Source organism: Pseudomonas sp. LB-090624 (assembly GCF_003205205.1).
Classification (GTDB): domain Bacteria; phylum Pseudomonadota; class Gammaproteobacteria; order Pseudomonadales; family Pseudomonadaceae; genus Aquipseudomonas.
In genome coordinates, this window is sequence record NZ_QJRL01000001.1 from 105,714 (window position 1) to 126,800 (window position 21,087).

At 59.7% G+C, this 21,087-nt stretch carries 22 protein-coding genes; 14 read left to right on the top strand and 8 right to left on the bottom strand.

What is annotated here, in order from left to right:
• Positions 1–84: 84 nt before the first annotated feature.
• The 3 genes from DMX11_RS00510 to cysN all read left to right on the top strand — a co-directional run bounded on the left by DMX11_RS00510 (position 85) and on the right by cysN (position 3,896).
• A complete protein-coding gene (locus DMX11_RS00510) occupies positions 85–843 on the top strand; it encodes a Nif3-like dinuclear metal center hexameric protein (RefSeq protein WP_110742583.1) in 759 nt (252 codons plus the stop codon).
• Positions 844–1,061: 218 nt separating this feature from the next.
• On the top strand, positions 1,062–1,979 hold the full coding sequence (gene cysD / locus DMX11_RS00515; protein WP_003251799.1) for a sulfate adenylyltransferase subunit CysD: 918 nt from the start codon (positions 1,062–1,064) through the stop codon (positions 1,977–1,979).
• Positions 1,980–1,994: 15 nt separating this feature from the next.
• Positions 1,995–3,896 carry a sulfate adenylyltransferase subunit CysN gene (gene cysN, locus DMX11_RS00520; protein WP_110742584.1) on the top strand — a complete coding sequence of 634 codons (1,902 nt, stop codon included), beginning with the start codon at positions 1,995–1,997 and terminating at the stop codon, positions 3,894–3,896.
• Between the two features lie 94 nt (positions 3,897–3,990).
• Here cysN and DMX11_RS00525 read toward each other — a convergent pair whose 3' ends face one another.
• The 4 genes from DMX11_RS00525 to DMX11_RS00550 form a co-directional block, all read right to left on the bottom strand.
• Positions 3,991–4,254 carry a bacteriocin immunity protein gene (locus tag DMX11_RS00525; RefSeq protein ID WP_110742585.1) on the bottom strand — a complete coding sequence of 88 codons (264 nt, stop codon included), beginning with the start codon at positions 4,252–4,254 and terminating at the stop codon, positions 3,991–3,993.
• A 243-nt stretch (positions 4,255–4,497) separates the two neighbouring features.
• Positions 4,498–4,761, bottom strand: a complete 264-nt coding sequence (locus DMX11_RS00540) for a bacteriocin immunity protein (protein WP_110742586.1) — start codon at positions 4,759–4,761, stop codon at positions 4,498–4,500.
• Positions 4,758–7,016, bottom strand: a complete 2,259-nt coding sequence (locus DMX11_RS00545; RefSeq protein ID WP_110742587.1) for an S-type pyocin domain-containing protein — start codon at positions 7,014–7,016, stop codon at positions 4,758–4,760. Before DMX11_RS00545 ends, DMX11_RS00540 begins: the two co-directional genes overlap by 4 nt.
• A gap of 112 nt (positions 7,017–7,128) precedes the next feature.
• Positions 7,129–7,608 carry an Lrp/AsnC family transcriptional regulator gene (locus DMX11_RS00550; protein ID WP_110742588.1) on the bottom strand — a complete coding sequence of 160 codons (480 nt, stop codon included), beginning with the start codon at positions 7,606–7,608 and terminating at the stop codon, positions 7,129–7,131.
• Between the two features lie 127 nt (positions 7,609–7,735).
• Here DMX11_RS00550 and DMX11_RS00555 point away from each other — a divergent pair, with 127 nt between their 5' ends.
• Positions 7,736–8,950 carry a methionine gamma-lyase gene (locus DMX11_RS00555; protein WP_110742589.1) on the top strand — a complete coding sequence of 405 codons (1,215 nt, stop codon included), beginning with the start codon at positions 7,736–7,738 and terminating at the stop codon, positions 8,948–8,950.
• 73 nt (positions 8,951–9,023) lie between these two features.
• Here DMX11_RS00555 and DMX11_RS00560 read toward each other — a convergent pair whose 3' ends face one another.
• Complete coding sequence (locus tag DMX11_RS00560) at positions 9,024–9,701, bottom strand: hypothetical protein (protein WP_110742590.1); 678 nt, start codon at positions 9,699–9,701, stop codon at positions 9,024–9,026.
• A gap of 168 nt (positions 9,702–9,869) precedes the next feature.
• Positions 9,870–10,307, bottom strand: coding sequence for a YhcB family protein (locus DMX11_RS00565; protein ID WP_110742591.1), 438 nt, complete (start codon positions 10,305–10,307; stop codon positions 9,870–9,872).
• 135 nt (positions 10,308–10,442) lie between these two features.
• Between DMX11_RS00565 and DMX11_RS00570 the strand changes: the two genes are divergently transcribed.
• The 3 genes from DMX11_RS00570 (at position 10,443) to zapE (ending at position 13,632) form a co-directional block, all read left to right on the top strand.
• Positions 10,443–11,078 carry an alpha/beta hydrolase gene (locus DMX11_RS00570; protein WP_110742592.1) on the top strand — a complete coding sequence of 212 codons (636 nt, stop codon included), beginning with the start codon at positions 10,443–10,445 and terminating at the stop codon, positions 11,076–11,078.
• 25 nt (positions 11,079–11,103) lie between these two features.
• Positions 11,104–12,453, top strand: a complete 1,350-nt coding sequence (locus DMX11_RS00575; RefSeq protein WP_110742593.1) for a tryptophan--tRNA ligase — start codon at positions 11,104–11,106, stop codon at positions 12,451–12,453.
• A gap of 84 nt (positions 12,454–12,537) precedes the next feature.
• Complete coding sequence (gene zapE, locus DMX11_RS00580; RefSeq protein ID WP_110742594.1) at positions 12,538–13,632, top strand: cell division protein ZapE; 1,095 nt, start codon at positions 12,538–12,540, stop codon at positions 13,630–13,632.
• A 94-nt stretch (positions 13,633–13,726) separates the two neighbouring features.
• Here the strand turns inward: zapE and DMX11_RS00585 are convergent, their stop codons facing one another.
• Positions 13,727–14,647, bottom strand: coding sequence for a GlxA family transcriptional regulator (locus tag DMX11_RS00585; RefSeq protein ID WP_177410697.1), 921 nt, complete (start codon positions 14,645–14,647; stop codon positions 13,727–13,729).
• 208 nt (positions 14,648–14,855) lie between these two features.
• Complete coding sequence (locus tag DMX11_RS00590) at positions 14,856–15,896, bottom strand: NADP(H)-dependent aldo-keto reductase (RefSeq protein WP_110742595.1); 1,041 nt, start codon at positions 15,894–15,896, stop codon at positions 14,856–14,858.
• Between the two features lie 258 nt (positions 15,897–16,154).
• Between DMX11_RS00590 and rplM the strand changes: the two genes are divergently transcribed.
• From rplM to DMX11_RS00625, 7 genes are all read left to right on the top strand, one after another.
• Complete coding sequence (gene rplM / locus DMX11_RS00595) at positions 16,155–16,583, top strand: 50S ribosomal protein L13 (protein WP_003251819.1); 429 nt, start codon at positions 16,155–16,157, stop codon at positions 16,581–16,583.
• Positions 16,584–16,597: 14 nt separating this feature from the next.
• Positions 16,598–16,990 carry a 30S ribosomal protein S9 gene (gene rpsI / locus DMX11_RS00600; protein ID WP_003260797.1) on the top strand — a complete coding sequence of 131 codons (393 nt, stop codon included), beginning with the start codon at positions 16,598–16,600 and terminating at the stop codon, positions 16,988–16,990.
• 263 nt (positions 16,991–17,253) lie between these two features.
• Complete coding sequence (gene petA, locus DMX11_RS00605; protein WP_110742596.1) at positions 17,254–17,847, top strand: ubiquinol-cytochrome c reductase iron-sulfur subunit; 594 nt, start codon at positions 17,254–17,256, stop codon at positions 17,845–17,847.
• Entirely contained in the window at positions 17,847–19,058 is a 1,212-nt protein-coding gene (locus DMX11_RS00610) for a cytochrome bc complex cytochrome b subunit (protein WP_110742597.1), read from the top strand. Before petA ends, DMX11_RS00610 begins: the two co-directional genes overlap by 1 nt.
• Positions 19,058–19,837: a cytochrome c1 gene (locus DMX11_RS00615; RefSeq protein ID WP_110740498.1), complete on the top strand. Its 780-nt coding sequence runs from the start codon at positions 19,058–19,060 to the stop codon at positions 19,835–19,837. Before DMX11_RS00610 ends, DMX11_RS00615 begins: the two co-directional genes overlap by 1 nt.
• 117 nt (positions 19,838–19,954) lie before the next feature.
• Positions 19,955–20,578, top strand: coding sequence for a glutathione S-transferase N-terminal domain-containing protein (locus DMX11_RS00620; protein WP_110742598.1), 624 nt, complete (start codon positions 19,955–19,957; stop codon positions 20,576–20,578).
• Between the two features lie 10 nt (positions 20,579–20,588).
• The gene (locus DMX11_RS00625) at positions 20,589–21,020 is read left to right on the top strand and encodes a ClpXP protease specificity-enhancing factor (RefSeq protein WP_110742599.1); all 432 of its coding nucleotides are present in this window, start codon (positions 20,589–20,591) and stop codon (positions 21,018–21,020) included.
• Positions 21,021–21,087: the final 67 nt, after the last annotated feature.

The window sequence follows — 21,087 nt, forward strand, 5'->3', positions numbered from 1 at the left end:
GGCGACGGCCCATAATGGCCGGCATTATACGGGCGTTCGATCTGCGTTGTGCCCGTGAAAAGCGCAGTTTTCGAGGAGATTTTCATGGCCGTCGCACTAACCACCCTGGTTGAAGAAGCCGAGCGTTACCTGGGCAGCGCGAAGATCCAGGATTATTGCCCCAACGGCCTGCAGGTCGAAGGCCGGCCCCATGTCAGCCGCATCGTCAGCGGCGTTACCGCCAGCCAGGCATTGCTGGATGCCGCGGTCGAAGCAGAGGCCGACCTGGTGCTGGTGCACCATGGCTACTTCTGGAAGGGTGAGAACCCGTGCGTTACCGGCATCCGTCAGCGCCGCCTGAAAACCTTGCTGAGCAACGATATCAGCCTGCTGGCGTTCCACCTGCCGCTGGATGTACACCCCGAGGTGGGCAACAACGTGCAGTTGGCCCGGCAACTGGACATCACCGTCGAAGGGCCGCTGGACCCGGAGAACCCCAAGGTGGTCGGCCTGGTCGGTTCGCTGGCCGAGCCGATGACTGCGCGTGATTTTGCCCGGCGGGTGCAAGAGGTGCTGGGGCGTGAGCCGTTATTGGTCGAGGGCGACGCAATGATCCGCCGCGTGGGCTGGTGCACAGGCGGCGGGCAGGGCTATATCGACACGGCGATTGCCGCCGGGGTGGACCTGTACCTGACCGGCGAGGCGTCCGAGCAGACTTATCACAGTGCGCGCGAGAATGGCGTCAGCTTCATTGCTGCCGGGCACCATGCCACCGAGCGCTACGGCGTGCAGGCCCTGGGCGACTGCCTGGCGCGGCGGTTTGCCCTGGAGCACCTGTTCATCGATTGTCCGAATCCCATCTGATGACGGTGTCTCCCCTTCGCAGGTGAACCCGCTCCCAGGCCGGTCTTGCCGGAGCGGTTGCAGCCGCGAAGCGGCCGGTTGCCGCCCCAAACCCCCAGTCATATCGTTAGACGCTTTCGATCTAGCCAGCCGCCTAAATAGAAGCAGCCGCTGTGATAAAGTGGCTCGCTCGAACACGGCCCGCAGGCCGTCCATAAGATCGTTTTTCGTGAGTAGCCATGGTCGACAAACTGACGCACTTGAAACAGCTGGAGGCGGAGAGCATCCACATCATCCGCGAGGTGGCCGCCGAGTTCGACAACCCGGTGATGCTGTACTCGATCGGCAAGGATTCCGCCGTGATGCTGCACCTGGCGCGCAAGGCCTTCTTCCCGGGCAAGCTGCCGTTCCCGGTGATGCACGTCGACACCCAGTGGAAATTCCAGGAGATGTACAGCTTCCGCGACAAGATGGTCGAGGAAATGGGCCTGGAGTTGATCACCCACGTCAACCCTGAGGGTGTGGCGCAGGGTATCAACCCGTTCACCCATGGCAGCTCCAAGCACACCGACATCATGAAGACCCAGGGCCTGAAGCAGGCGCTGGACAAGCATGGTTTCGACGCTGCCTTCGGTGGCGCGCGCCGCGACGAAGAGAAGTCGCGGGCCAAGGAGCGTGTGTACTCGTTCCGTGACAGCAAGCACCGCTGGGACCCAAAAAACCAGCGCCCCGAGCTGTGGAACGTGTACAACGGCAAGGTCAACAAGGGTGAGTCGATCCGTGTCTTCCCCCTGTCGAACTGGACCGAGCTGGACATCTGGCAGTACATCTACCTTGAAGGCATCCCGATCGTGCCGCTGTACTTCGCCGCCGAGCGTGAAGTTATCGAGAAGAACGGCACCCTGATCATGATCGACGACGAGCGCATTCTCGAGCACCTCTCCGAGGAAGAGAAAGCCCGCATCGTCAAGAAGAAGGTGCGTTTCCGTACCCTCGGCTGCTACCCGCTGACGGGCGCTGTCGAGTCGGAAGCCGAGACCCTGACGGACATCATTCAGGAAATGCTCCTGACCCGTACGTCCGAACGCCAGGGCCGTGTCATCGACCACGATGGCGCCGGTTCCATGGAAGACAAGAAACGCCAAGGCTACTTCTAATTTCAGGGTTACTCCATGTCGCACCAATCTGATCTGATCAGCGAGGACATCCTCGCCTACCTGGCCCAGCATGAGCGCAAGGAACTGCTGCGCTTCCTGACCTGCGGCAACGTTGACGATGGCAAGAGCACCCTGATCGGGCGCCTGCTGCACGATTCCAAGATGATCTACGAGGACCACCTCGAGGCCATCACCCGTGACTCGAAAAAGTCCGGCACCACCGGCGAAGAAGTCGACCTGGCGCTGCTGGTAGACGGCCTGCAGGCCGAGCGCGAGCAGGGCATCACCATCGATGTCGCCTACCGGTACTTCTCCACTGCCAAGCGCAAGTTCATCATTGCCGATACCCCTGGCCACGAGCAGTACACCCGCAACATGGCCACTGGTGCGTCCACCTGCGACCTGGCGATCATCCTGGTCGATGCCCGCTATGGCGTGCAGACCCAGACCCGCCGGCACAGCTACATCGCTTCGTTGCTGGGTATCAAGCACATCGTGGTCGCCGTCAACAAGATGGACCTCAAGGGCTTCGACGAAGGTGTGTTCGAGTCGATCAAGGCCGATTACCTGAAATTTGCCGAAGCGATCAACCTGACCCCGAGCAGCCTGCACTTTGTGCCGATGTCGGCCCTCAAGGGCGATAACGTGGTCAATCACAGCGAGCAATCGCCGTGGTACACCGGCCCGACGCTGATGGAAATCCTTGAAACCGTCGAGGTTTCGGCCGACCGCAACTTCACCGACCTGCGTTTCCCGGTGCAGTACGTCAACCGCCCGAACCTGAACTTCCGCGGCTTCGCCGGTACCCTCGCCAGCGGCGTGGTACACAAGGGTGACGAAATCGTCGTGCTGCCGTCGGGCAAGAGCAGCCGGGTCAAATCCATCGTCACCTACGAAGGTGAACTGGAAAACGCCGGCCCAGGCCAGGCCGTGACCCTGACCATGGAAGACGAGATCGATATCTCCCGTGGTGACCTGCTGGTACACGCCGACAACGTTCCGCCGGTCACCGACCAGTTCGACGCCATGCTGGTGTGGATGGCTGAGGAGCCCATGCTCCCGGGCAAGAAGTACGACATCAAGCGCGCCACCAGCTATGTGCCGGGCTCGATTGCCAGCATCACCCACAAGGTGGATGTGAACACCCTCGAGAAGGACGCTGCCAGCGCCCTGCAACTGAACGAGATTGGTCGCGTCAAGGTGTCTCTGGACAGCGCCATTGCCCTGGACGGTTATGACAGCAACCGCACCACTGGCGCGTTCATCGTCATCGACCGCCTGACCAACGGCACCGTCGGTGCCGGCATGATCATCGCCCAGCCAGTATTGCCCCATGGCAGCACCGGTCAGCATGGCAAGCAGGCCCACGTGTCCACTGAAGAACGCGCCCTGCGCTTCGGCCAGCAGCCAGCCACCGTGCTGTTCAGCGGCCTGTCCGGCGCTGGCAAGAGCACCTTGGCCTATGCCGTGGAGCGCAAGCTGTTCGACATGGGCCGTGCGGTATATGTGCTCGATGGCCAGAACCTGCGCCACGACCTGAACAAGGGCCTGCCACAGGACCGCGCCGGCCGCACCGAAAACTGGCGCCGTGCCGCCCACGTAGCGCGCCAGTTCAACGAAGCCGGCATGCTGACCCTGGCTGCATTCGTGGCCCCGGATGCCGAAGGCCGCGAACAGGCCAAGGCGCTGATCGGCAAGGAACGCCTGGTGACCGTTTACGTCCAGGCCTCGCCGCTGGCCTGCCGCGAGCGTGACCCGCAGGGCCTGTACGCTGCCGGTGGCGACAACATCCCGGGTGAAAGCTTCCCGTTCGATGTGCCGCTGGACGCCGACCTGGTGATCGATACCCAGACCACCAGTGTGGACGAGGGCGTGAAACAGGTGCTGGACGTGCTGCGTCAGCGGGGCGCGATTTAAGCGCTGGCCTGCAAGGAGAACCCCGCTTCGGCGGGGTTTTTTCTATTGCTCAGTTCAGGCGAAAAGGTCCTCAGAGTTCAGGGCCTTGCTCGTGTTAGCTGGGCTTGAAACCGTCTTTACCGTTGGCTAGCCGCCATTGCTTGACTATTTCTAGTACTTTTTCAGGTCTACCATTTTCCTTTGGGTTTGGTCTGTACAAAAGATCGTAGCCTGAGGGGTGTTCAGTGATTTTTGAAAAATGATCAAGAAGTCCCCCCAGTACGTGATCGGGTTCTTCCAAGTTGGCTCTGTGAATTTCAATTATGAGTGCCAAAAATTCGTTTTCGGTATAGTCAGAAAGTTTGGTTTTTTCACTCATGCAGCCGATCCTGCCAAGGCGGGAGAACCTGTCGTATGTATCAATTCTTCGACAATCGAATGGAACTCCGAGTATGAATAGTCTGCAAGGCAATGTTTCTGAATGATCACCATGGAGACTCCGATGATAGTACATACTCCATGGCGCTCATGATCCGCAGGTTTTCAGGGCCGTACATCAGCCCACCCAATTCGGTCAGGCCCAGATGGACAATCTGTACCCCGCGTAAGCGGGGTGTCGGATTCATTCTGGTTTAAATCCTGGCTTGCCGTTGGCTGCACGCCACACTTTTATTGTGCGTAGAATTTCTTCCGGTGTATCAAGACCGCCTGCTTCAGGCCAATATATTAGGTCTGAACCGTTGGGGTGTTCGCTCAAAGCCTTGAATAGCATGATTTGTGCATCAAGCTCTTGATCGCTTACGTTGTCTGGTGGGTTGATTATTGATTTGATAAAATTCAAGAATTCAAGCTCTGTATATTCGGAGATTGTGCTTTTTTGACTCATTCGGAAGCTCCATAGTGAATGTCGTGATGCGCCGCTGGCGTGACTACTCTTAAGTTGTCTACGTCGTATACAGCTCCGTTTTCGGAAATTGGAATCACGTGGTGGAGTATGAAGGTTGCGTGACCTTTGTGGTGATCTTTGTCGCGCGCTTTGGGCGCGCGACCTTTTGCGATGAGACTTCTGTTTGCATCATTGAACTGGCTAGAAAACTCTTGGGTATCGGATATCGCCTTCCAGAATGCGGTTCTGAATGCATCGAAATCTCCAAACTCTCTTCCCCTCAGCGCATTTGCAATTTGTGTCGGGATTTTTGCTCCGGTTTCCCTGGTTATGTCCCCAAGCCAGATACCATCGATCTGCGCGCCTGAGCCCATGGCAATACCCGGCTCATATCTCGGGCTCTTGAATACCACCAGAATAGGCGGTAATCCGGAGTCCATGGGGAAGGTGATGATCAGCCGTTCCTGATCCAGCAGATCGAGTGCGGGGTAACCCTCCTGCTCGGTAATGACAGGGTCCAGGCTGCTGCCGGTGTAAACAACGGTGCCGGGTGGGACTTGCGGCAAGCTGGTGGAGCTTCCGGCTTCACCACCCGGCGCGTTGGCCGGTGTCCAGGTCAGAATCCGCTGCGGATTTTCCAGTGCAAGGCTGTAGACCAGGCGTTCAGTGTCGAATGTCGCCGTGCGCACCGGTACTGGCCTGCCCCCAGGCACCACATACAGATCCAGGCCGTTGTCATGCTCCGCCCCTGCCAGCAAATACGGTAAGTCGATGCTGGTTGATGACAGAGCCAAGGTTGCAAGGTCTGGCCCGCCGGGCGGCGTAAGGCTGGCTAGGGGGGTGCTGATCAGGTACCTACGCTCACTGTTACCCAGCGTTGATGGCCAGGCCATCGCGAGGGTGCCTACCGCAAGCGAGGAGATGGTAGTCGCAACGAGGCGGGAAATCGCCGTTGTGATCGCTTCGCTCAAAGCCTTATAAGGCGTTTCGGCCACCGCGAATGTTGCTATACCAATCGGGATTACGGCTGGCGTCGATCCCGCTAAACGCGCTTCATTGATATAAGAGATATTACGCCGCAGCGACTCTTGCCTTTGCCGCTCGGCTTCTGCAGCCAAGCGCTCGGCTTCGGCCTGCTGGCGTGCGGCTTCTTCCTGTGCAGCGAGTCGAGCCTTGAGGTTTTCCACTTCAGCCGCGCGCTGCATCAGGTTCTGCGTGGCACCCGCATATACCCCCAGAAATCTAACCGATTCGGTTAATGCCAGTGCCAGGTGGTATTCCTGCCAGCGGGGGCCTGCCCGGCGTAGCCGTTGCTCATCGACCAGATGCAAAAGCCCTTCAAGTTGAGGCTTCGACAGAGGGCCGTTGATGCGCGGGTTTTGATCTCGATACGGCGGGATTTGCGACTGCTTGGCCTGCACTAGGGCATCAGCGGTAGCCAGGTAGGCACTGAAGGTTTGGGCAAGCGTGAATGCGTCATCGATGACCGTTTGCCCCAGCTCATGCTGAAGGACATTAGGTAAACAATCGAAATGTATTTGTCGCTCTGTGTGGATCTGCGCTGTTCTACGCGCAATCACCTGCAACAAATCCAGCGGTTGCTGGCTGAGTTCTTCCTGATCTACCTGGCTTGCCAGTGCTTGAAGTTCGTCTGCCAATGCTTGGTGCTTCTGAGCTTCCAGGTGTAAACGGTACGTACCCTCCCAGGACTTCTGCAGCCTTGTGGCCCATTCCACACCTAATTCCTGGCCTGTGGTTGCTGCGAAGAAACCCGGGTCTAGAAACCGGCTCATCATTGAGTCGCCCCGCTTGTAGAAGGCGGGTACGCCAAAGTAGTTGTTGGCGTCGGGTAAAATCTGCAGATAACCATCACGAATCTGGCTGATGCGCGACGATAGGATTTGTTGCTCTGTAAAGAGTGTTGATGCCGCGCGGTTTGTACTGCTCGCTTCGGCTTTGATCTGGGCTTTGAGCGCGTTTATAGTTTCAGGAAGCTGTTTTATGTCATGCGCATACTTGTCTGAATAGTCCTTCTCGATGATCTGAAACTCTTCTGTCAGCACCCGGCGCGTGGAAATAACCCGAGCAATATCATTTTTGGTTGGACTGGTGCCGCGTGGATAACCATCGCTTAGCCCCCAGCCACCTGCGCCCGGCCCACCCCCACCACCAATAAAACGCAGTTCAATACCGGTGGGTGCTTGCGCGCTGATGTACAGTGCTTCATCCAGATAATACGTGTTGTCCCGTGCCATGTAGGTTCTCCGAATCACCACATGGACTAGGTTTACGTACATCGAATTTGCGGTATGTCAGCGGCAGCCTGTCAATCAGTAGGAAGCTTCGTGGTGCTCGGAAGGATCTGTCTCAGATGTGTTGTTCCGACACCGGTATCACCCGTTTCTCCTTCACCGCCTTGTAGGAAAAACTCGAGTAGATCTCCTTCACCCCTGGCAAGCGCTGCAGTACCTCGCGGGTGAACTCCCCGAACGACTCCAGGTCCCGCGCCAGAATCTCCAGCAGAAAGTCATAGCGCCCGGAGATGTTGTGGCAGGCAACGATTTCGGGAATTTCCATGAGCCGCTGTTCGAACGCCAGCGCCATGTCCTTGGTGTGCGAGTCCATCATGATGCTGACGAATGCAGTCACGCCAAACCCCAGCGATTTTGGCGAAAGAATGGCTTGGTAGCCGGTGATGTAGCCGTTGTCTTCCAGCAGCTTGACCCGTCGCCAGCAGGGTGAGGTGGTCAGGGCAACCTGGTCGGCGAGTTCGGCAACGGTCAGGCGGGCGTTGTGTTGCAGCGCAGCAAGCAGGGCGCGGTCGGTGCGGTCGAGGCTTGAAGGCATGATTTGCCCTCCTGGTGTTGTATTTGTTGTTTTCTTTTCAAAGCAAGCGCAAGTGCGTGGGTAATTTTGGAAAAAATAAGGCAGCTCGGTGGCATAAGCTTATAACAAACCACCAGAGGCTGTTGCCATGCGCGACTCCCATAACAACACCGGTTTTTCGACACGGGCCATACACCATGGCTACGACCCGCTTTCCCACGGCGGTGCCTTGGTGCCACCGGTTTACCAGACTTCAACTTATGCCTTCCCTAGCGTCGAGTACGGCGCGGCGTGCTTTGCTGGCGAGGAGGGCGGGCACGTGTACAGTCGCATTTCCAACCCGACCTTGGCCTTGCTGGAGCAGCGCATGGCCTCACTGGAGGGGGGAGAGTCAGGTCTGGCCCTGGCGTCGGGCATGGGGGCTGTCACCTCGACCCTGTGGACCCTGTTGCGGCCAGGTGACGAGCTCATCGTCGGGCGCACGGTGTATGGCTGCACCTTCGCGTTCATGCACCATGGCATTGGTGAGTTTGGAGTGAAGGTGTGCCATGTGGACCTCAATGACAGCAAGGCGCTAAAAGCGGCGATCAACCACAAGACGCGAATGATCTACTTCGAAACCCCGGCAAACCCGAACATGCAGTTGGTCGATATCGCGGCGGTGGCGGAGGCGGCGCAAGGGCATGACCTGCACATCGTGGTCGACAACACTTACTGCACGCCCTATCTGCAGCGGCCGCTGGAACTGGGCGCCGACCTGGTGGTGCATTCGGCGACCAAGTACCTCAGCGGCCACGGTGATGTCACGGCCGGGCTGGTGATCGGACGCAAGGCGCTGATAGACCGGATTCGCCTTGAAGGCCTCAAGGACATGACGGGTGCGGTGCTGTCACCGCACGATGCCTCGCTGTTGATGCGGGGTATCAAGACGCTCGCACTGCGCATGGATCGTCATTGCACCAATGCCCAGCAGGTTGCCGAGTTCCTGGAGCGCCAGCCCCAGGTGGAGTTGATCCAGTATCCGGGGCTGGCGTCGTTCGCCCAGTACGAACTGGCGAAACGGCAGATGCGCATGCCGGGCGGGATGATCGCTTTCGAGCTCAAAGGCGGGATCGAGGCTGGGCGGCGCTTCATGAATGCGCTGCAACTGTTTGCCCGGGCGGTGAGCCTGGGTGATGCCGAATCCCTTGCGCAGCATCCGGCGAGCATGACCCATTCCAGCTATACGCCCGAAGAACGGGCGCATCACGGAATTTCCGAGGGGCTGGTGCGGTTGTCAGTAGGGCTGGAGGATGCAGAGGACCTGCTGGCGGATGTCGAGCAGGCATTGCAGGCTTGCTGCCAGGTCGCAGCCACCCCTTGATGCCTGTCAGTCAAGCCTTGGTGGCACCATGGGGGCCGCATCGTGGCCCTGCCACGGCGTGTTATTGCTCACATCAAACCTCGTCTGGGTGATTGAGGTAAGCGGCGTTTCTCTCAACGATGTTCAGGCGCAACTCAAGGGGTTGCTGGCCCTTCTTGCAGATATAGGTGAACGGGATCCCGTTGAAGGTGCGCAGCATGAGGGGTTCCTGTCTGCCTGCTGGCGCCAGGCGCACGATCGCCTGGTCGTCGAGGTCCTCGAAGGAAATTCGCGAGTTATTGGTGTCAAGCAAGTCGAAAAGCGTCGGGTAGGCACTATTGAGCGGTGAACGGAAGGCACCCACGCAGTCCTCATCATGTATGTAAAGCGCGAGCCCGAAGCGCACCTGGGAGCGGACGAACAGCCGGTAGCCATTATCCACGCGGCGGAAATAGAGGCTCAAAGGGGGAAGGTCCAGCGTGTCCGGGACATGGCCCAGGTAAAACGACTGGTCCCGCTTGGCAGGTTGTTTGGCCGGCGCAGGGGCTTTCTGAGTGTTGGCCTGGTTCCTCGACCGCCTGAGGGCGTTGATGCGGAACATTCGGCCGGCAAATCCGGCCATCGCCAGGCCGCCTGAGGTCAGGGGGCCAGATTTGTTGGGTGGCGTCTTTTCCAGTTCGGCGGGCCCGCCGTGCAGTTGGTCGAGGAAGTGCATCGTGCCATCTACGGCTTCGACGGTGGCAATGAAAGAGCGTTGTCGATAAGTCAGCATAGGTCTGCTCCGGTTTGAGGGACTTATGCAGGATCTCGAAGTGCTAGAGCGTCCGGCAGCAGGAAATGCGGCCTGAGATGGGGTACGAAGGCTACGCCTTGGGGGGGCAGGTGTGTCTGGAGGGGTGAAGCAGGAGGAGGGGCTAGCCCACTCCTCCTTGGCAATCGATCAACGCTTGAGCCCGTAGCTCTCGTCGAGCATGCCCGGCGAGTTCGGTGCCTTCGGCGCGTAGTCGCGTGGCACTTCGGCAGTGTCTTTTGGCGGGGTCAGGCGGTCACGCGGGCCCTGAGTGCCTTCGGAGTGCAGCGCGGCCAGCAGGCGCTGGCGGGTCAGTTCGTCGAGCGCCAGGGTGTTGGCGCCGTCGGCCAGGTGATCCTGGACATCCTGGTAGCTCTGGGTCAGCTTCTTGACCAGTACTGCAGTGCTGTTGAAGTGGGTCACCACTTCGTTCTGGTAGCTGTCGAAACGTTTCTGCATTTCGTCCAGCTGACGCTGGGTGCTGCTGGGCGCGGCGTTGGGCAGCAGGCGGGCCACGACGAAACCAACCACCACACCGATGACCAGGGCCAGGGTCGGCAACAACCAAACAAGGAGCGAGAGTTCCACGAGTCCTTCCTCTATAAACGGCTTTGCTTTACGTTAACGGCTCAGACCTGCGCTGTATACCGCGAGCGATCGCAAATCAGAACAGAATTCCTCACCTAGACGAATAGACCCTCCCCGAGGTCACGGAGTAGTGCCTTGCTTGTCCGCGAAACCCCCTTGTTCATCGATGGCCCCAGCGGCCAGTTGGAAGCCTTGTACCTGGACGTGGCCGATGCCCGTGGCGCGGTGCTGATCTGCCATCCCAACCCGGTCCAGGGCGGCACCATGCTCAATAAGGTGGTCTCGACACTGCAGCGCACCGCCCGTGATGCCGGCTATGTGACCCTGCGCTTCAACTACCGCGGCGTCGGCCAGAGTGCCGGCAGCCATGACATGGGGGCTGGCGAGGTGGCCGATGCCGAGGCGGCGGTGGCCTGGTTGCGTGCCAAGCATCCTGGGCTGCCGTTGGTACTGATGGGCTTCTCGTTCGGTGGCTTCGTCGCCACCAGCCTGGCCGGTCGCCTGGAAGCCCGTGGCGTGACCGTGCAGCAGTTGTTCATGATCGCCCCGGCGGTGATGCGCCTGACCGCTGACTTCCCGCTGCCGCAGCGCTGCCCAATCGCGGTGGTGCAGCCTGATGCCGACGAAGTGGTCGATCCGCAGCTGGTTTACGCATGGTCCGACGCACTGGGGCGCCCCCATGAGCTGCTGAAAGTGGCAGAATGCGGACACTTCTTCCATGGCAAGCTGACCGATCTGAAGGATCTGCTGCTGCCGCGCCTTTCGAACTGAGCCAAGCCTGAATAAGCGAACACCCATGACCACGCGCATTCTTACCGGTATCACCACCACCGGCACACCGCACCTGGGCAACTACGCCGGCGCCATCCGCCCGGCGATCCGTGCCAGCCAGCAGCCCGGTGTCGACTCGTTCTACTTCCTGGCCGACTACCACGCCCTGATCAAGTGCGATGACCCGCTGCGCATCCAGCGCTCGCGTCTGGAAATTGCCGCCACCTGGCTGGCCGGTGGCCTGGACCCGGACAAGGTAACCTTCTACCGGCAGTCCGATATCCCTGAAATCCCCGAGCTGACCTGGCTGCTGACGTGCGTTGCGGCCAAGGGCCTGCTCAACCGCGCACACGCCTACAAGGCCTCGGTGGACAAGAACGTTGACGCGGGCGAAGACCCGGATGCCGGCGTGACCATGGGCTTGTTCAGCTACCCGGTACTGATGGCCGCAGACATCCTGATGTTCAACGCCAACAAGGTGCCGGTCGGCCGTGACCAGATCCAGCACGTGGAAATGGCCCGCGACATCGGCCAGCGCTTCAATCACCTGTTTGGCCAAGGCCAGGACTTTTTCGCCCTGCCAGAGGCGGTGATCGAAGAAAGCGTCGCAACCCTGCCGGGCCTGGACGGGCGCAAGATGTCCAAGAGCTACGACAACACCATCCCGTTGTTCACCAGCGCCAAGGACATGAAAGACGCCATCTCGCGCATCGTCACCGATTCGCGTGCCCCGGGCGAGGCGAAAGACCCAGACAATTCGCACCTGTTCACCCTGTATCAGGCCTTCTCGACGCCGGAGCAATGCGCCGGCTTCCGCGATGAGCTGTTAGAGGGGCTGGGCTGGGGCGATGCCAAGCAGCGCCTGTTCCAGCTGCTCGATGGGCAGTTGGCCGAGAAGCGCGAGTATTACCATCAGCTGATCGCCCGCCCGGCGGACCTCGAAGACATCCTGCTGGCTGGCGCTGCCAAGGCCCGCAAGATTGCCACACCGTTCCTCGAGCAACTGCGCGAGGCGGTTGGCCTGCGTTCGTTCCGCAGCAGCGTGCAGGCCAGCGCCGAAGTGAAGAAAAAGGCCGCGAAGAGCGCACGGTTCGTCAGCTTCCGTGACGAAGATGGCAGCTTCCGCTTCCGCCTGCTGGCCGCCGACGGCGAGCAGCTGTTGCTGTCGCGCAGCTTTGCCGACGGCAAGAGTGCCGGTGCGTTGAGCAAGCAGCTGCAGCAGGGCGGTGAGGCCGATGTGCGCCTTGAAGGCCTGGGCTTCGCCCTGTGGCTGAACGGTGAGCAGGTTGCCGAAGGGCCGCAGTACGACAGTGCTGAAGCCCGTGATGCAGCCATTCAAAGCCTGCGTGAGGCCCTGGCACCACAGCAGGGCTGAGGCATATTGACGCAAGTCTGATTGCCATAAAGCGGGCCTGTCGCTACAGTGACGGCCCGTTTTTTGTTGCCTCGCTAACGAATCATGACTCCCTTAGAACGCTATCAAGCAGATCTGAAACGTCCCGACTTCTTCCATGACGCGGCGCAGGAAACTGCGGTGCGTCACCTGCAGCGCCTGTACGACGACCTGGTACAGGCGCAGAACAACAAGCCGGGCGTATTCGGCAAGCTGTTCGGCAAGAAAGAGCAGACCCCGGTCAAGGGCCTGTATTTCTGGGGTGGGGTAGGGCGAGGCAAGACCTACCTGGTCGATACCTTCTACGAAGCGCTGCCGTTCAAGCAGAAGATGCGTACGCACTTCCACCGCTTCATGAAGCGTGTGCACGAGGAAATGAAAACCCTCAAGGGCGAGAAGAACCCACTGACCCTCATCGCCAAGCGCTTCAGCGAAGAAGCCAAGGTGATCTGCTTCGACGAATTCTTCGTCTCGGACATTACCGACGCGATGATCCTCGGCACCCTGATGGAAGAGCTGTTCAAGAACGGTGTATCGCTGGTGGCCACGTCCAACATCGTGCCGGACGGCCTATACAAGGACGGCCTGCAGCGTGCGCGCTTCCTGCCGGCGATTGCCATGATCAAGCAGTACACCGACGTGGTGAACGTCGACAGTGGGGTCGACTACCGTCTGCGCCACCTGGAGCAGGCCGAACTGTTCCACTACCCGCTCAACGATGCAGCGCACCAGAGCATGCGTGCCAGCTTCAAGGCACTGACCCCTGAGTGCACCCAGGCGGTCGAGAACGACGTGCTGATGATCGAAAACCGCCCGATCCATGCGCTGCGTACTTGCGATGACGTCGCCTGGTTCGATTTCCGCGCCCTGTGCGACGGGCCGCGCAGCCAGAACGACTACATCGAACTGGGCAAGATTTTCCATGCCGTGCTGCTGAGCAACGTCGAACAGATGAGTGTCACCACCGACGACATTGCCCGCCGCTTCATCAACATGGTCGACGAATTCTACGACCGTAACGTCAAGCTGATCATTTCGGCTGAGGTGGAGCTGAAGGACCTGTATACCGGTGGGCGTCTGGCCTTCGAGTTTCAGCGTACCCTGAGCCGGTTGCTGGAAATGCAGTCGCACGAGTTCCTGTCCCGCGCGCACAAGCCTTGAGAGCTTTGGGGTCGCTCCTGCATGGGTCGGCGTACGCAGGCCATTGAGGGGCGGCCTTGTGTCGCGACAGGGCTGCAGCGCAGCCCCGTGGCCCTCAAGCCTCTTGCATGAACTGCTGCCGATACTGGTTCGGCGACAGCTCGGTGTGCTGGCGGAACAAGCGCGCAAAGAAACTGGCATCGTCATAACCGACCTCATAGCTGATGGTCTTGATGCTCTTGCGCGTGCTCGACAACAACCCCTTGGCTGTCTCGATGCGTAGCCGTTGCAGGTAGTGCAGCGGCTTGTCACCCGTTGCGCCCTGGAACCGGCGCATGAAGTTGCGGATGCTCATGCCGTGGTTGCGGGCCACATCCTCGAAGCGGAACTTGTCGGCGAAGTGCTCTTCGAGCCAGTGCTGGATTTGCAGGATGATCAGGTCCTGGTGCAGTTTCTGCCCGCCAAAGCCCATGCGCCCCGGGGTGTAGTTGCGCTGCACTTCGTAGAGGATGTCGCGCGACACCGCCCGCGCCACGTTGGCGCCGCAGAACCGCTCGATCAGGTAGATATACAGGTCGCAGGCCGAAGTGGCTCCGCCGGCGCAATAGATATTGTCGGCGTCGGTCAGGTGCTTGTCCTGGTTCAGGCGGATCTTCGGGAAGCGTTCGGCAAAGCTGCTGAAGAAGCGCCAGTAGGTGGTCGCCTCCTTGCCATCGAGCAGGCCGGACTCGGCCAGCCAGAACACACCGCTGGCCTCGGCGCACAGCACCGCGCCACGCGCATGTTGTTCGCGCAGCCACGGCAGCACTTGCGGATAATGTTGCAACAGGTTGTCGAAGTCGTCCCAGTAGGCCGGCAGGATGATCACATCGGCATCGTCCAGGCCACCGTCGACCGGTAGCTGTACATTGCTGAAACTGTCCACGGGCTGGCCGTCGGGGCTCACCAGGCGGATCTCGAACATTGGCTGCAAGCCCAGGCCCAGCTGTTTGCTGTAGCGCAGGCTGGCGAGGTGGAAGAAGTCCTTGGCCTGCATCAAGGTAGAAGCGAACACCTTGTCAATGGCCAGGATGCTGACGCGCCGCAGCGACGCGGGGGGTTGGGTAAACATCATTGTCATTGTTCTTATAGGGTAGAGTGGTCAATCACCGGCTGGATCGTCTTATTTTTTGGCGATTGTGTCTACCCCGCGTAGCAGCAGGGCTGCTTTGCCAGGGAATAAGCGGCGAAGCAGCCCTTTCAGCTCAAGGCGCCGGGTTCGGCTGCGCCTGGTGTATGGCTTCGATCGCTGCCAGTAGCTCATCGCTCAGGCTTAGATCAAGGCTCGCCAGGTTGCTGTCCAGTTGTTGCAGGCTGGTTGCGCCAATGATGTTGCTGGTGACGAACGGCTGCCGGGTGACGAACGCCAGGGCCATTTGCGCCGGGTCCAGGCCGTGCTCACGGGCCAGTTGCACGTAGCGGCTGCAGGCTGCCACGGTCTGCGGGTTGGAGTAACGGGCAAAACGGCTGAACAGGGTCAGGCGGGCGTGGTCCGGGCGTGCGCCGTTCTCGTACTTGCCCGACAGCATGCCGAACGCCAGCGGGGAATAGGCCAGCAGACCACATTGCTCGCGAATGGCCACTTCGGCCAGGCCCACTTCGAAGCTGCGGTTGAGCAGGTTGTACGGGTTCTGGATCGACACCGCCCGTGGCCAGCCACGGCTGTCGGCCAGTTGCAGGAACTTCATGGTGCCCCACGGGGTTTCGTTGGACAGGCCGATGTGGCGGATCTTGCCCGCGCGCACCTGTTCGTCGAGCACTTCGAGGGTTTCTTCCAGCGGGGTGAAGTGGTCCTGCGGCAGGTGCTGGTAGCCCAGCTTGCCGAAGAAGTTGGTGCTGCGCTCCGGCCAATGCAGTTGGTACAGGTCGATGCGGTCGGTCTGCAGGCGCTTGAGGCTTGCTTCCAGCGCCGCGACGATGTGCTGGCGGTTGTGCTTGAGCTGGCCATCGCGGATGTGGCTGATGCCGTTGCCGGGGCCGGCGACCTTGCTGGCCAGGACCCAGTCATCGCGATCGCCGCTGGCCTTGAACCAGTTGCCGATGATGCGTTCGGTCGCGGCGTAGGTTTCCGGGCGGGGCGGCACCGGGTACATCTCGGCGGTGTCGATGAAGTTCACCCCGGCGGCCTTGGCCCGGGCAATCTGTTCAAAGGCCTCGGCCTGGACGTTCTGTTCGCCCCAGGTCATGGTGCCCAGGCACAGGGCGCTGACGTTGAGGTCGGTACGGCCGAGCTGGCGGTATTCCATCGGTTAGACACTCCTTGGCAATAGAAGCCCATCAAAGCAGGTTGAAATTTTTCGCGCAATCTGGATAATTCAGCCCCTCTCCGCGTGGCGGAAGTGATGCACCATCACGCAGGAAGAACCCCGTCGAACATTGGCGTGCCCGACCCGAGCCCCCAAAAGCGTCTGTGTTCGGCTGCGCGCTTGCCCTTGGCAAGCTGTGCACTATCCAGTAAGATTCGCCGTCTATTTTTCGCTGGGCGGCCTCTGAGGCTTTAGAGAATGAAAACTTTTACTGCTAAACCGGAAACAGTAAAGCGCGAGTGGTTCGTAGTTGACGCCGCTGGCCAGACCCTGGGTCGTCTGGCTACCGAAATCGCTACCCGTCTGCGTGGCAAACACAAACCAGAATACACCCCTCACGTTGACACCGGCGACTACATCGTCGTTATCAACGCCGAGCAGGTTCGTGTGACTGGTGCCAAGTCTTCCGACAAAATGTACTACTCCCACTCCGGCTTCCCGGGCGGTATCAAGGAAATCAACTTCGAGAAGTTGATCGCCAAGGCCCCTGAGCGTGTTATCGAAACCGCGGTCAAAGGCATGCTGCCTAAGAACCCGCTGGGTCGCGACATGTACCGCAAGCTGAAAGTGTACGCGGGTGCTGCTCACCCACACACTGCTCAGCAGCCTCAAGAACTGAAGATCTAACGGGATAGTTCATTATGTCGGCGACTCAAAATTACGGCACTGGCCGTCGCAAGACCGCAACCGCTCGCGTATTCCTGCGTCCGGGTACTGGTAACATCTCCATCAACAACCGTTCTCTGGACGTGTTCTTCGGTCGCGAAACCGCTCGCATGGTTGTTCGCCAGCCACTCGAGCTGACCGAAACCGTTGAGAAGTTCGACATCTACGTCACCGTTTCCGGTGGTGGTGTCAGCGGTCAGGCCGGTGCGATCCGTCACGGTATCACCCGCGCTCTGATGGAATACGACGAAACCCTGCGTGGCGCTCTGCGTCGTGCTGGCTACGTCACCCGCGACGCTCGTGAAGTCGAGCGTAAGAAAGTGGGTCTGCGTAAAGCGCGTAAGCGTCCTCAGTACTCCAAGCGTTAATACCGCTTCGGCAGTCGAAAAAAGCCCGGTTCCTTGGAACCGGGCTTTTTTTTTGGCTTGAACTAACCTGTCAGCATGTCCGTGATCGCTGGCCGCATAGACGCAGATCAAGCAAAGCGAGGGTTGTAGCCCGGACCAGGGGTAATCACCTTGTCAGTGTGTGGATTTGTTTCTTACCATGGCGGCCAATTTTTAGTGCCACAGACATTACCTAAGTACAGGTCAGGTCCAACTGGCCAAGCAAGCTGATGGGAGAGGACTGAATGAGCAATGACGGCGTCAACGCAGGCCGGCGCCGCTTCCTCGTAGCCGCGACATCCGTGGTCGGGGCAGCGGGGGCAGTGGGGGCTGCGGTACCGTTCGTGGGGTCATGGTTTCCCAGTGCCAAGGCGAAAGCCGCGGGCGCACCGGTGAAGGTCAATATCGCCAAGGTCGAGGCCGGGCAGCAGATGGTGGCCGAGTGGCGTGGCCAGCCGGTGTTCATCGTTCGGCGTACGGAGGAAATCCTCGGCAACCTGAAGAAAATTACCGGCGATTTGTCTGATCCAGAATCCAAGGCTTCGGTGCAGCCGACCTATGTCGACCCCGAGGTTCGCTCGATCAAGCCGGAAATCCTCATCCTCGTCGGCCTGTGCACGCATCTGGGCTGCTCGCCCACCTTCCGTCCAGAGGTTGCGCCTGCCGACCTTGGCCCGAAATGGGTGGGTGGCTACTTCTGCCCGTGCCACGGTTCCCACTACGACCTGGCTGGCCGTGTCTACAAATCGCAGCCGGCGCCTCTCAACCTGCCCGTGCCGCCGCACTCTTACGAGACGGACGACATCATCGTCATCGGCGTCGACCAGGAGAAAGCATGATGAGCAAGTTCATGGACTGGATTGATGCTCGCTTCCCCGCGACCAAGATGTGGGAAGACCACCTGAGCAAGTATTACGCGCCCAAGAACTTCAACTTCCTGTACTTCTTCGGCTCCCTGGCGTTGCTGGTGCTGGTCAACCAGATCGTCACCGGTGTGTGGTTGACCATGAGCTTCACGCCCTCGGCGGAAGAGGCGTTCGCCTCGGTCGAGTACATCATGCGTGACGTGGAGTACGGCTGGATCCTCCGCTACCTGCACTCCACCGGTGCTTCGGCGTTCTTCATCGTGGTCTACCTGCACATGTTCCGCGGCTTGCTCTACGGCTCCTACCAGAAGCCGCGGGAGCTGGTCTGGCTGTTCGGCATGCTGATCTACCTGGCGCTGATGGCTGAGGCTTTCATGGGCTACCTGCTGCCGTGGGGCCAGATGTCGTATTGGGGGGCCCAGGTGATCATCTCGCTGTTCGGTGCAATCCCGGTGATCGGTGGCGACCTTACCCAGTGGATCCGCGGTGACTACCTGATCTCGGGTATCACCCTCAACCGCTTCTTTGCCCTGCACGTGGTCGCCTTGCCCATCGTCATCCTGGGCCTGGTGGTGCTGCACATCCTGGCCCTGCACGAAGTGGGCTCGAACAACCCTGATGGCGTGGACATCAAGAAGAAGAAGGACGAAAACGGCATCCCGCTGGACGGCATTCCGTTCCATCCGTACTACACGGTGAAAGACATTGTCGGCGTGGTGGTGTTCCTGTTCGTGTTCTGCGCCGTGGTGTTCTTCTTCCCGGAAATGGGTGGTTACTTCCTGGAGAAACCAAACTTCGAGCAGGCCAACGCCTTCAAGACACCGGAGCACATCGCCCCCGTGTGGTACTTCACACCGTTCTACGCGATCCTGCGCGCGGTGCCTGACAAGCTGATGGGGGTGATCGCCATGGGCGCGGCCATCGCCGTGCTGTTCGTACTGCCGTGGCTCGATCGCAGCCCGGTGCGCTCCATGCGTTACAAGGGCTGGATCAGCAAGGTCTTCCTGCTGGTGTTCTGCGTGGCCTTCGTCATCCTCGGCGTGCTGGGCGTACTGGCGCCGACACCTGGGCGTACCTTGCTGTCGCAAGTGTGCACGGTGTTGTATTTCGCCTACTTCCTGCTGATGCCGTTCTACACAAGGCTCGAGAAGGCCAAACCGGTTCCGGAAAGGGTGACTGGCTGATGAAAAAGTTGATTGCAGTATTTTTGCTGGCAGTGATGCCTGCCTTTTCTTTCGCTGCCGAACACGGCCTGGAGCTGGACAAGGTCGATATCGACCTAACCGACAAGGCTGCCATGCAGGACGGTGCACGAACCTTCGCCAACTATTGCATGGGTTGCCACAGTGCCAAGTTTCAGCGCTACGAGCGGGTGGCCGACGACCTGGGTATCCCGCACGAGCTGATGCTCGAGAAGCTGGTGTTCACCGGTGCCAAGATCGGCGACCACATGCAGATCGGCATGAAACCCAGTGACGCCAAGACCTGGTTCGGCGCGGCACCGCCCGACCTGACCCTGGTCGCCCGGGTGCGTGGCACCGACTGGCTGTACACCTACCTGCGCAGCTTCTACGAGGACCCTTCGCGGCCTTACGGGGTGAACAACAAGGTGTTCCCGAACGTTGGCATGCCCAACGTGCTGGTGGGCCTGCAGGGTAACCAGGTAATTGGCTGCAAGCAGGTGCAGACCGTTACCGACGGCAAGAAGCAATTCGACCCATTGACCGGCAGCCCGATTACCCATGAAGCCTGTGACCAGCTGACCATCACGCCGAAATCCGGTACCCTGACGACCGAGCAGTTCGACGAGAAGGTCAAGAACCTGGTGACCTTCCTGGCTTATTCGGCCAACCCGGTCAAACTGGAAAGCCAGCGCATCGGTACCTACGTGTTGCTGTACCTGGCTTTCTTCTTCGTATTCGCCTATTTGCTCAAGCGTGAGTACTGGAAGGACGTGCACTGATCACGCAGTAATTTCTGGTTGTTGAGCGCGCCCGGGGTGCCCTAGCAAAACAGCTAGGGCACCCCGGGCGCGTTTTCATTTACAGTTGTACACGCATTTCGTGCGAGGAGCCGCTACATGGGCGCAACCAACAGGTTAGCCTGCTATTCCGACCCCGCTGACCACTATTCTCATCGGGTACGCCTGGTGCTGGCCGAGAAGGGCGTCAGCGTGCAGGTCATCGATGTCGATCCTTCCCGTTTGCCGCCCAGATTGGCTGAGGTCAATCCGTATGGCAGCGTGCCGACCCTGGTTGACCGAGACCTGGCGTTGTATGAGTCGACCGTGGTTATGGAGTACCTCGACGAGCGTTACCCGCACCCGCCGCTGATGCCGGTTTATCCGGTGGCGCGCGGTAACAGCCGTTTGCTGATGCACCGCATTCAGCGTGACTGGTGTGCGTTGGCCGACACCGTACTCGATTCGCGCAGCAGGGAAGCTGCCCGTACCGAGGCGCGCAAGGCCCTGCGCGAAAGCCTGACCGGCGTTTCGCCGCTGTTCAATGAGTTCGCTTGTTTCATGAGCGATGAGCAAAGCCTGGTCGATTGTTGTCTATTGCCCATACTCTGGCGCTTGCCAGTGTTGGGTATCGAATTGCCGCGGCAAGCTAAGCCGCTGCTGGATTACATGGAGCGTCAGTTCGCCCGCGAGCCTTTCCAGGCGAGCTTGTCCTCCGTTGAACGTGAAATGCGCAAGCTTTAAGGAGCCGTTGATGAACTCCAGTCGCCCCTATCTGGTTCGAGCACTGTACGAGTGGATCGTCGACAACGATTGCACGCCCCATATGCTGGTCAATGCCGAGTTCCCCAAGGTGCAGGTGCCTGATGGTTTCGCCAGTGATGGCCAGATCGTCCTGAATATTTCGCCAAGTGCTGTGCGTGGCCTCAAGATGGAAAACGATGCGGTCAGCTTCGAGGGCCGATTCAGCGGCGTGACCCATTCGCTGTTCGTGCCGGTTGGCGCCATCCTGGGGGTCTACGCCCGCGAAAATGGTCAAGGTATGGTCTTCGAGCTGGAGCCGTCGTTGATGGAAGACGACTTCGAAGACGATGATGATGTGCGGCCGGATGACGATGGCCCGCCCGAAGGTGGTGGTCAGCCACCGCGCCCTACAGGGCGGCCAAGCCTGAAAGTGGTCAAGTAACAAAAAAGGCGATCCAACCGGATCGCCTTTTTTCTGGTAGTGAGATTGCAACGTCGCGTCCTACAAA

What these genes read in the sequence shown, in the direction of transcription:
- DMX11_RS00510 (WP_110742583.1), top strand. Translation starts at nt 85, where the DNA reads ATGGCCGTCGCACTAACCACCCTGGTTGAAGAAGCCGAGCGTTACCTG.
- cysD (WP_003251799.1), top strand. Translation starts at nt 1,062, where the DNA reads ATGGTCGACAAACTGACGCACTTGAAACAGCTGGAGGCGGAGAGCATC.
- cysN (WP_110742584.1), top strand. Translation starts at nt 1,995, where the DNA reads ATGTCGCACCAATCTGATCTGATCAGCGAGGACATCCTCGCCTACCTG.
- DMX11_RS00525 (WP_110742585.1), bottom strand. Translation starts at nt 4,254, where the DNA reads ATGAGTGAAAAAACCAAACTTTCTGACTATACCGAAAACGAATTTTTG.
- DMX11_RS00540 (WP_110742586.1), bottom strand. Translation starts at nt 4,761, where the DNA reads ATGAGTCAAAAAAGCACAATCTCCGAATATACAGAGCTTGAATTCTTG.
- DMX11_RS00545 (WP_110742587.1), bottom strand. Translation starts at nt 7,016, where the DNA reads ATGGCACGGGACAACACGTATTATCTGGATGAAGCACTGTACATCAGC.
- DMX11_RS00550 (WP_110742588.1), bottom strand. Translation starts at nt 7,608, where the DNA reads ATGCCTTCAAGCCTCGACCGCACCGACCGCGCCCTGCTTGCTGCGCTG.
- DMX11_RS00555 (WP_110742589.1), top strand. Translation starts at nt 7,736, where the DNA reads ATGCGCGACTCCCATAACAACACCGGTTTTTCGACACGGGCCATACAC.
- DMX11_RS00560 (WP_110742590.1), bottom strand. Translation starts at nt 9,701, where the DNA reads ATGCTGACTTATCGACAACGCTCTTTCATTGCCACCGTCGAAGCCGTA.
- DMX11_RS00575 (WP_110742593.1), top strand. Translation starts at nt 11,104, where the DNA reads ATGACCACGCGCATTCTTACCGGTATCACCACCACCGGCACACCGCAC.
- zapE (WP_110742594.1), top strand. Translation starts at nt 12,538, where the DNA reads ATGACTCCCTTAGAACGCTATCAAGCAGATCTGAAACGTCCCGACTTC.
- DMX11_RS00585 (WP_177410697.1), bottom strand. Translation starts at nt 14,647, where the DNA reads ATGCAGGCCAAGGACTTCTTCCACCTCGCCAGCCTGCGCTACAGCAAA.
- DMX11_RS00590 (WP_110742595.1), bottom strand. Translation starts at nt 15,896, where the DNA reads ATGGAATACCGCCAGCTCGGCCGTACCGACCTCAACGTCAGCGCCCTG.
- rplM (WP_003251819.1), top strand. Translation starts at nt 16,155, where the DNA reads ATGAAAACTTTTACTGCTAAACCGGAAACAGTAAAGCGCGAGTGGTTC.
- rpsI (WP_003260797.1), top strand. Translation starts at nt 16,598, where the DNA reads ATGTCGGCGACTCAAAATTACGGCACTGGCCGTCGCAAGACCGCAACC.
- petA (WP_110742596.1), top strand. Translation starts at nt 17,254, where the DNA reads ATGAGCAATGACGGCGTCAACGCAGGCCGGCGCCGCTTCCTCGTAGCC.
- DMX11_RS00610 (WP_110742597.1), top strand. Translation starts at nt 17,847, where the DNA reads ATGAGCAAGTTCATGGACTGGATTGATGCTCGCTTCCCCGCGACCAAG.
- DMX11_RS00615 (WP_110740498.1), top strand. Translation starts at nt 19,058, where the DNA reads ATGAAAAAGTTGATTGCAGTATTTTTGCTGGCAGTGATGCCTGCCTTT.
- DMX11_RS00620 (WP_110742598.1), top strand. Translation starts at nt 19,955, where the DNA reads ATGGGCGCAACCAACAGGTTAGCCTGCTATTCCGACCCCGCTGACCAC.
- DMX11_RS00625 (WP_110742599.1), top strand. Translation starts at nt 20,589, where the DNA reads ATGAACTCCAGTCGCCCCTATCTGGTTCGAGCACTGTACGAGTGGATC.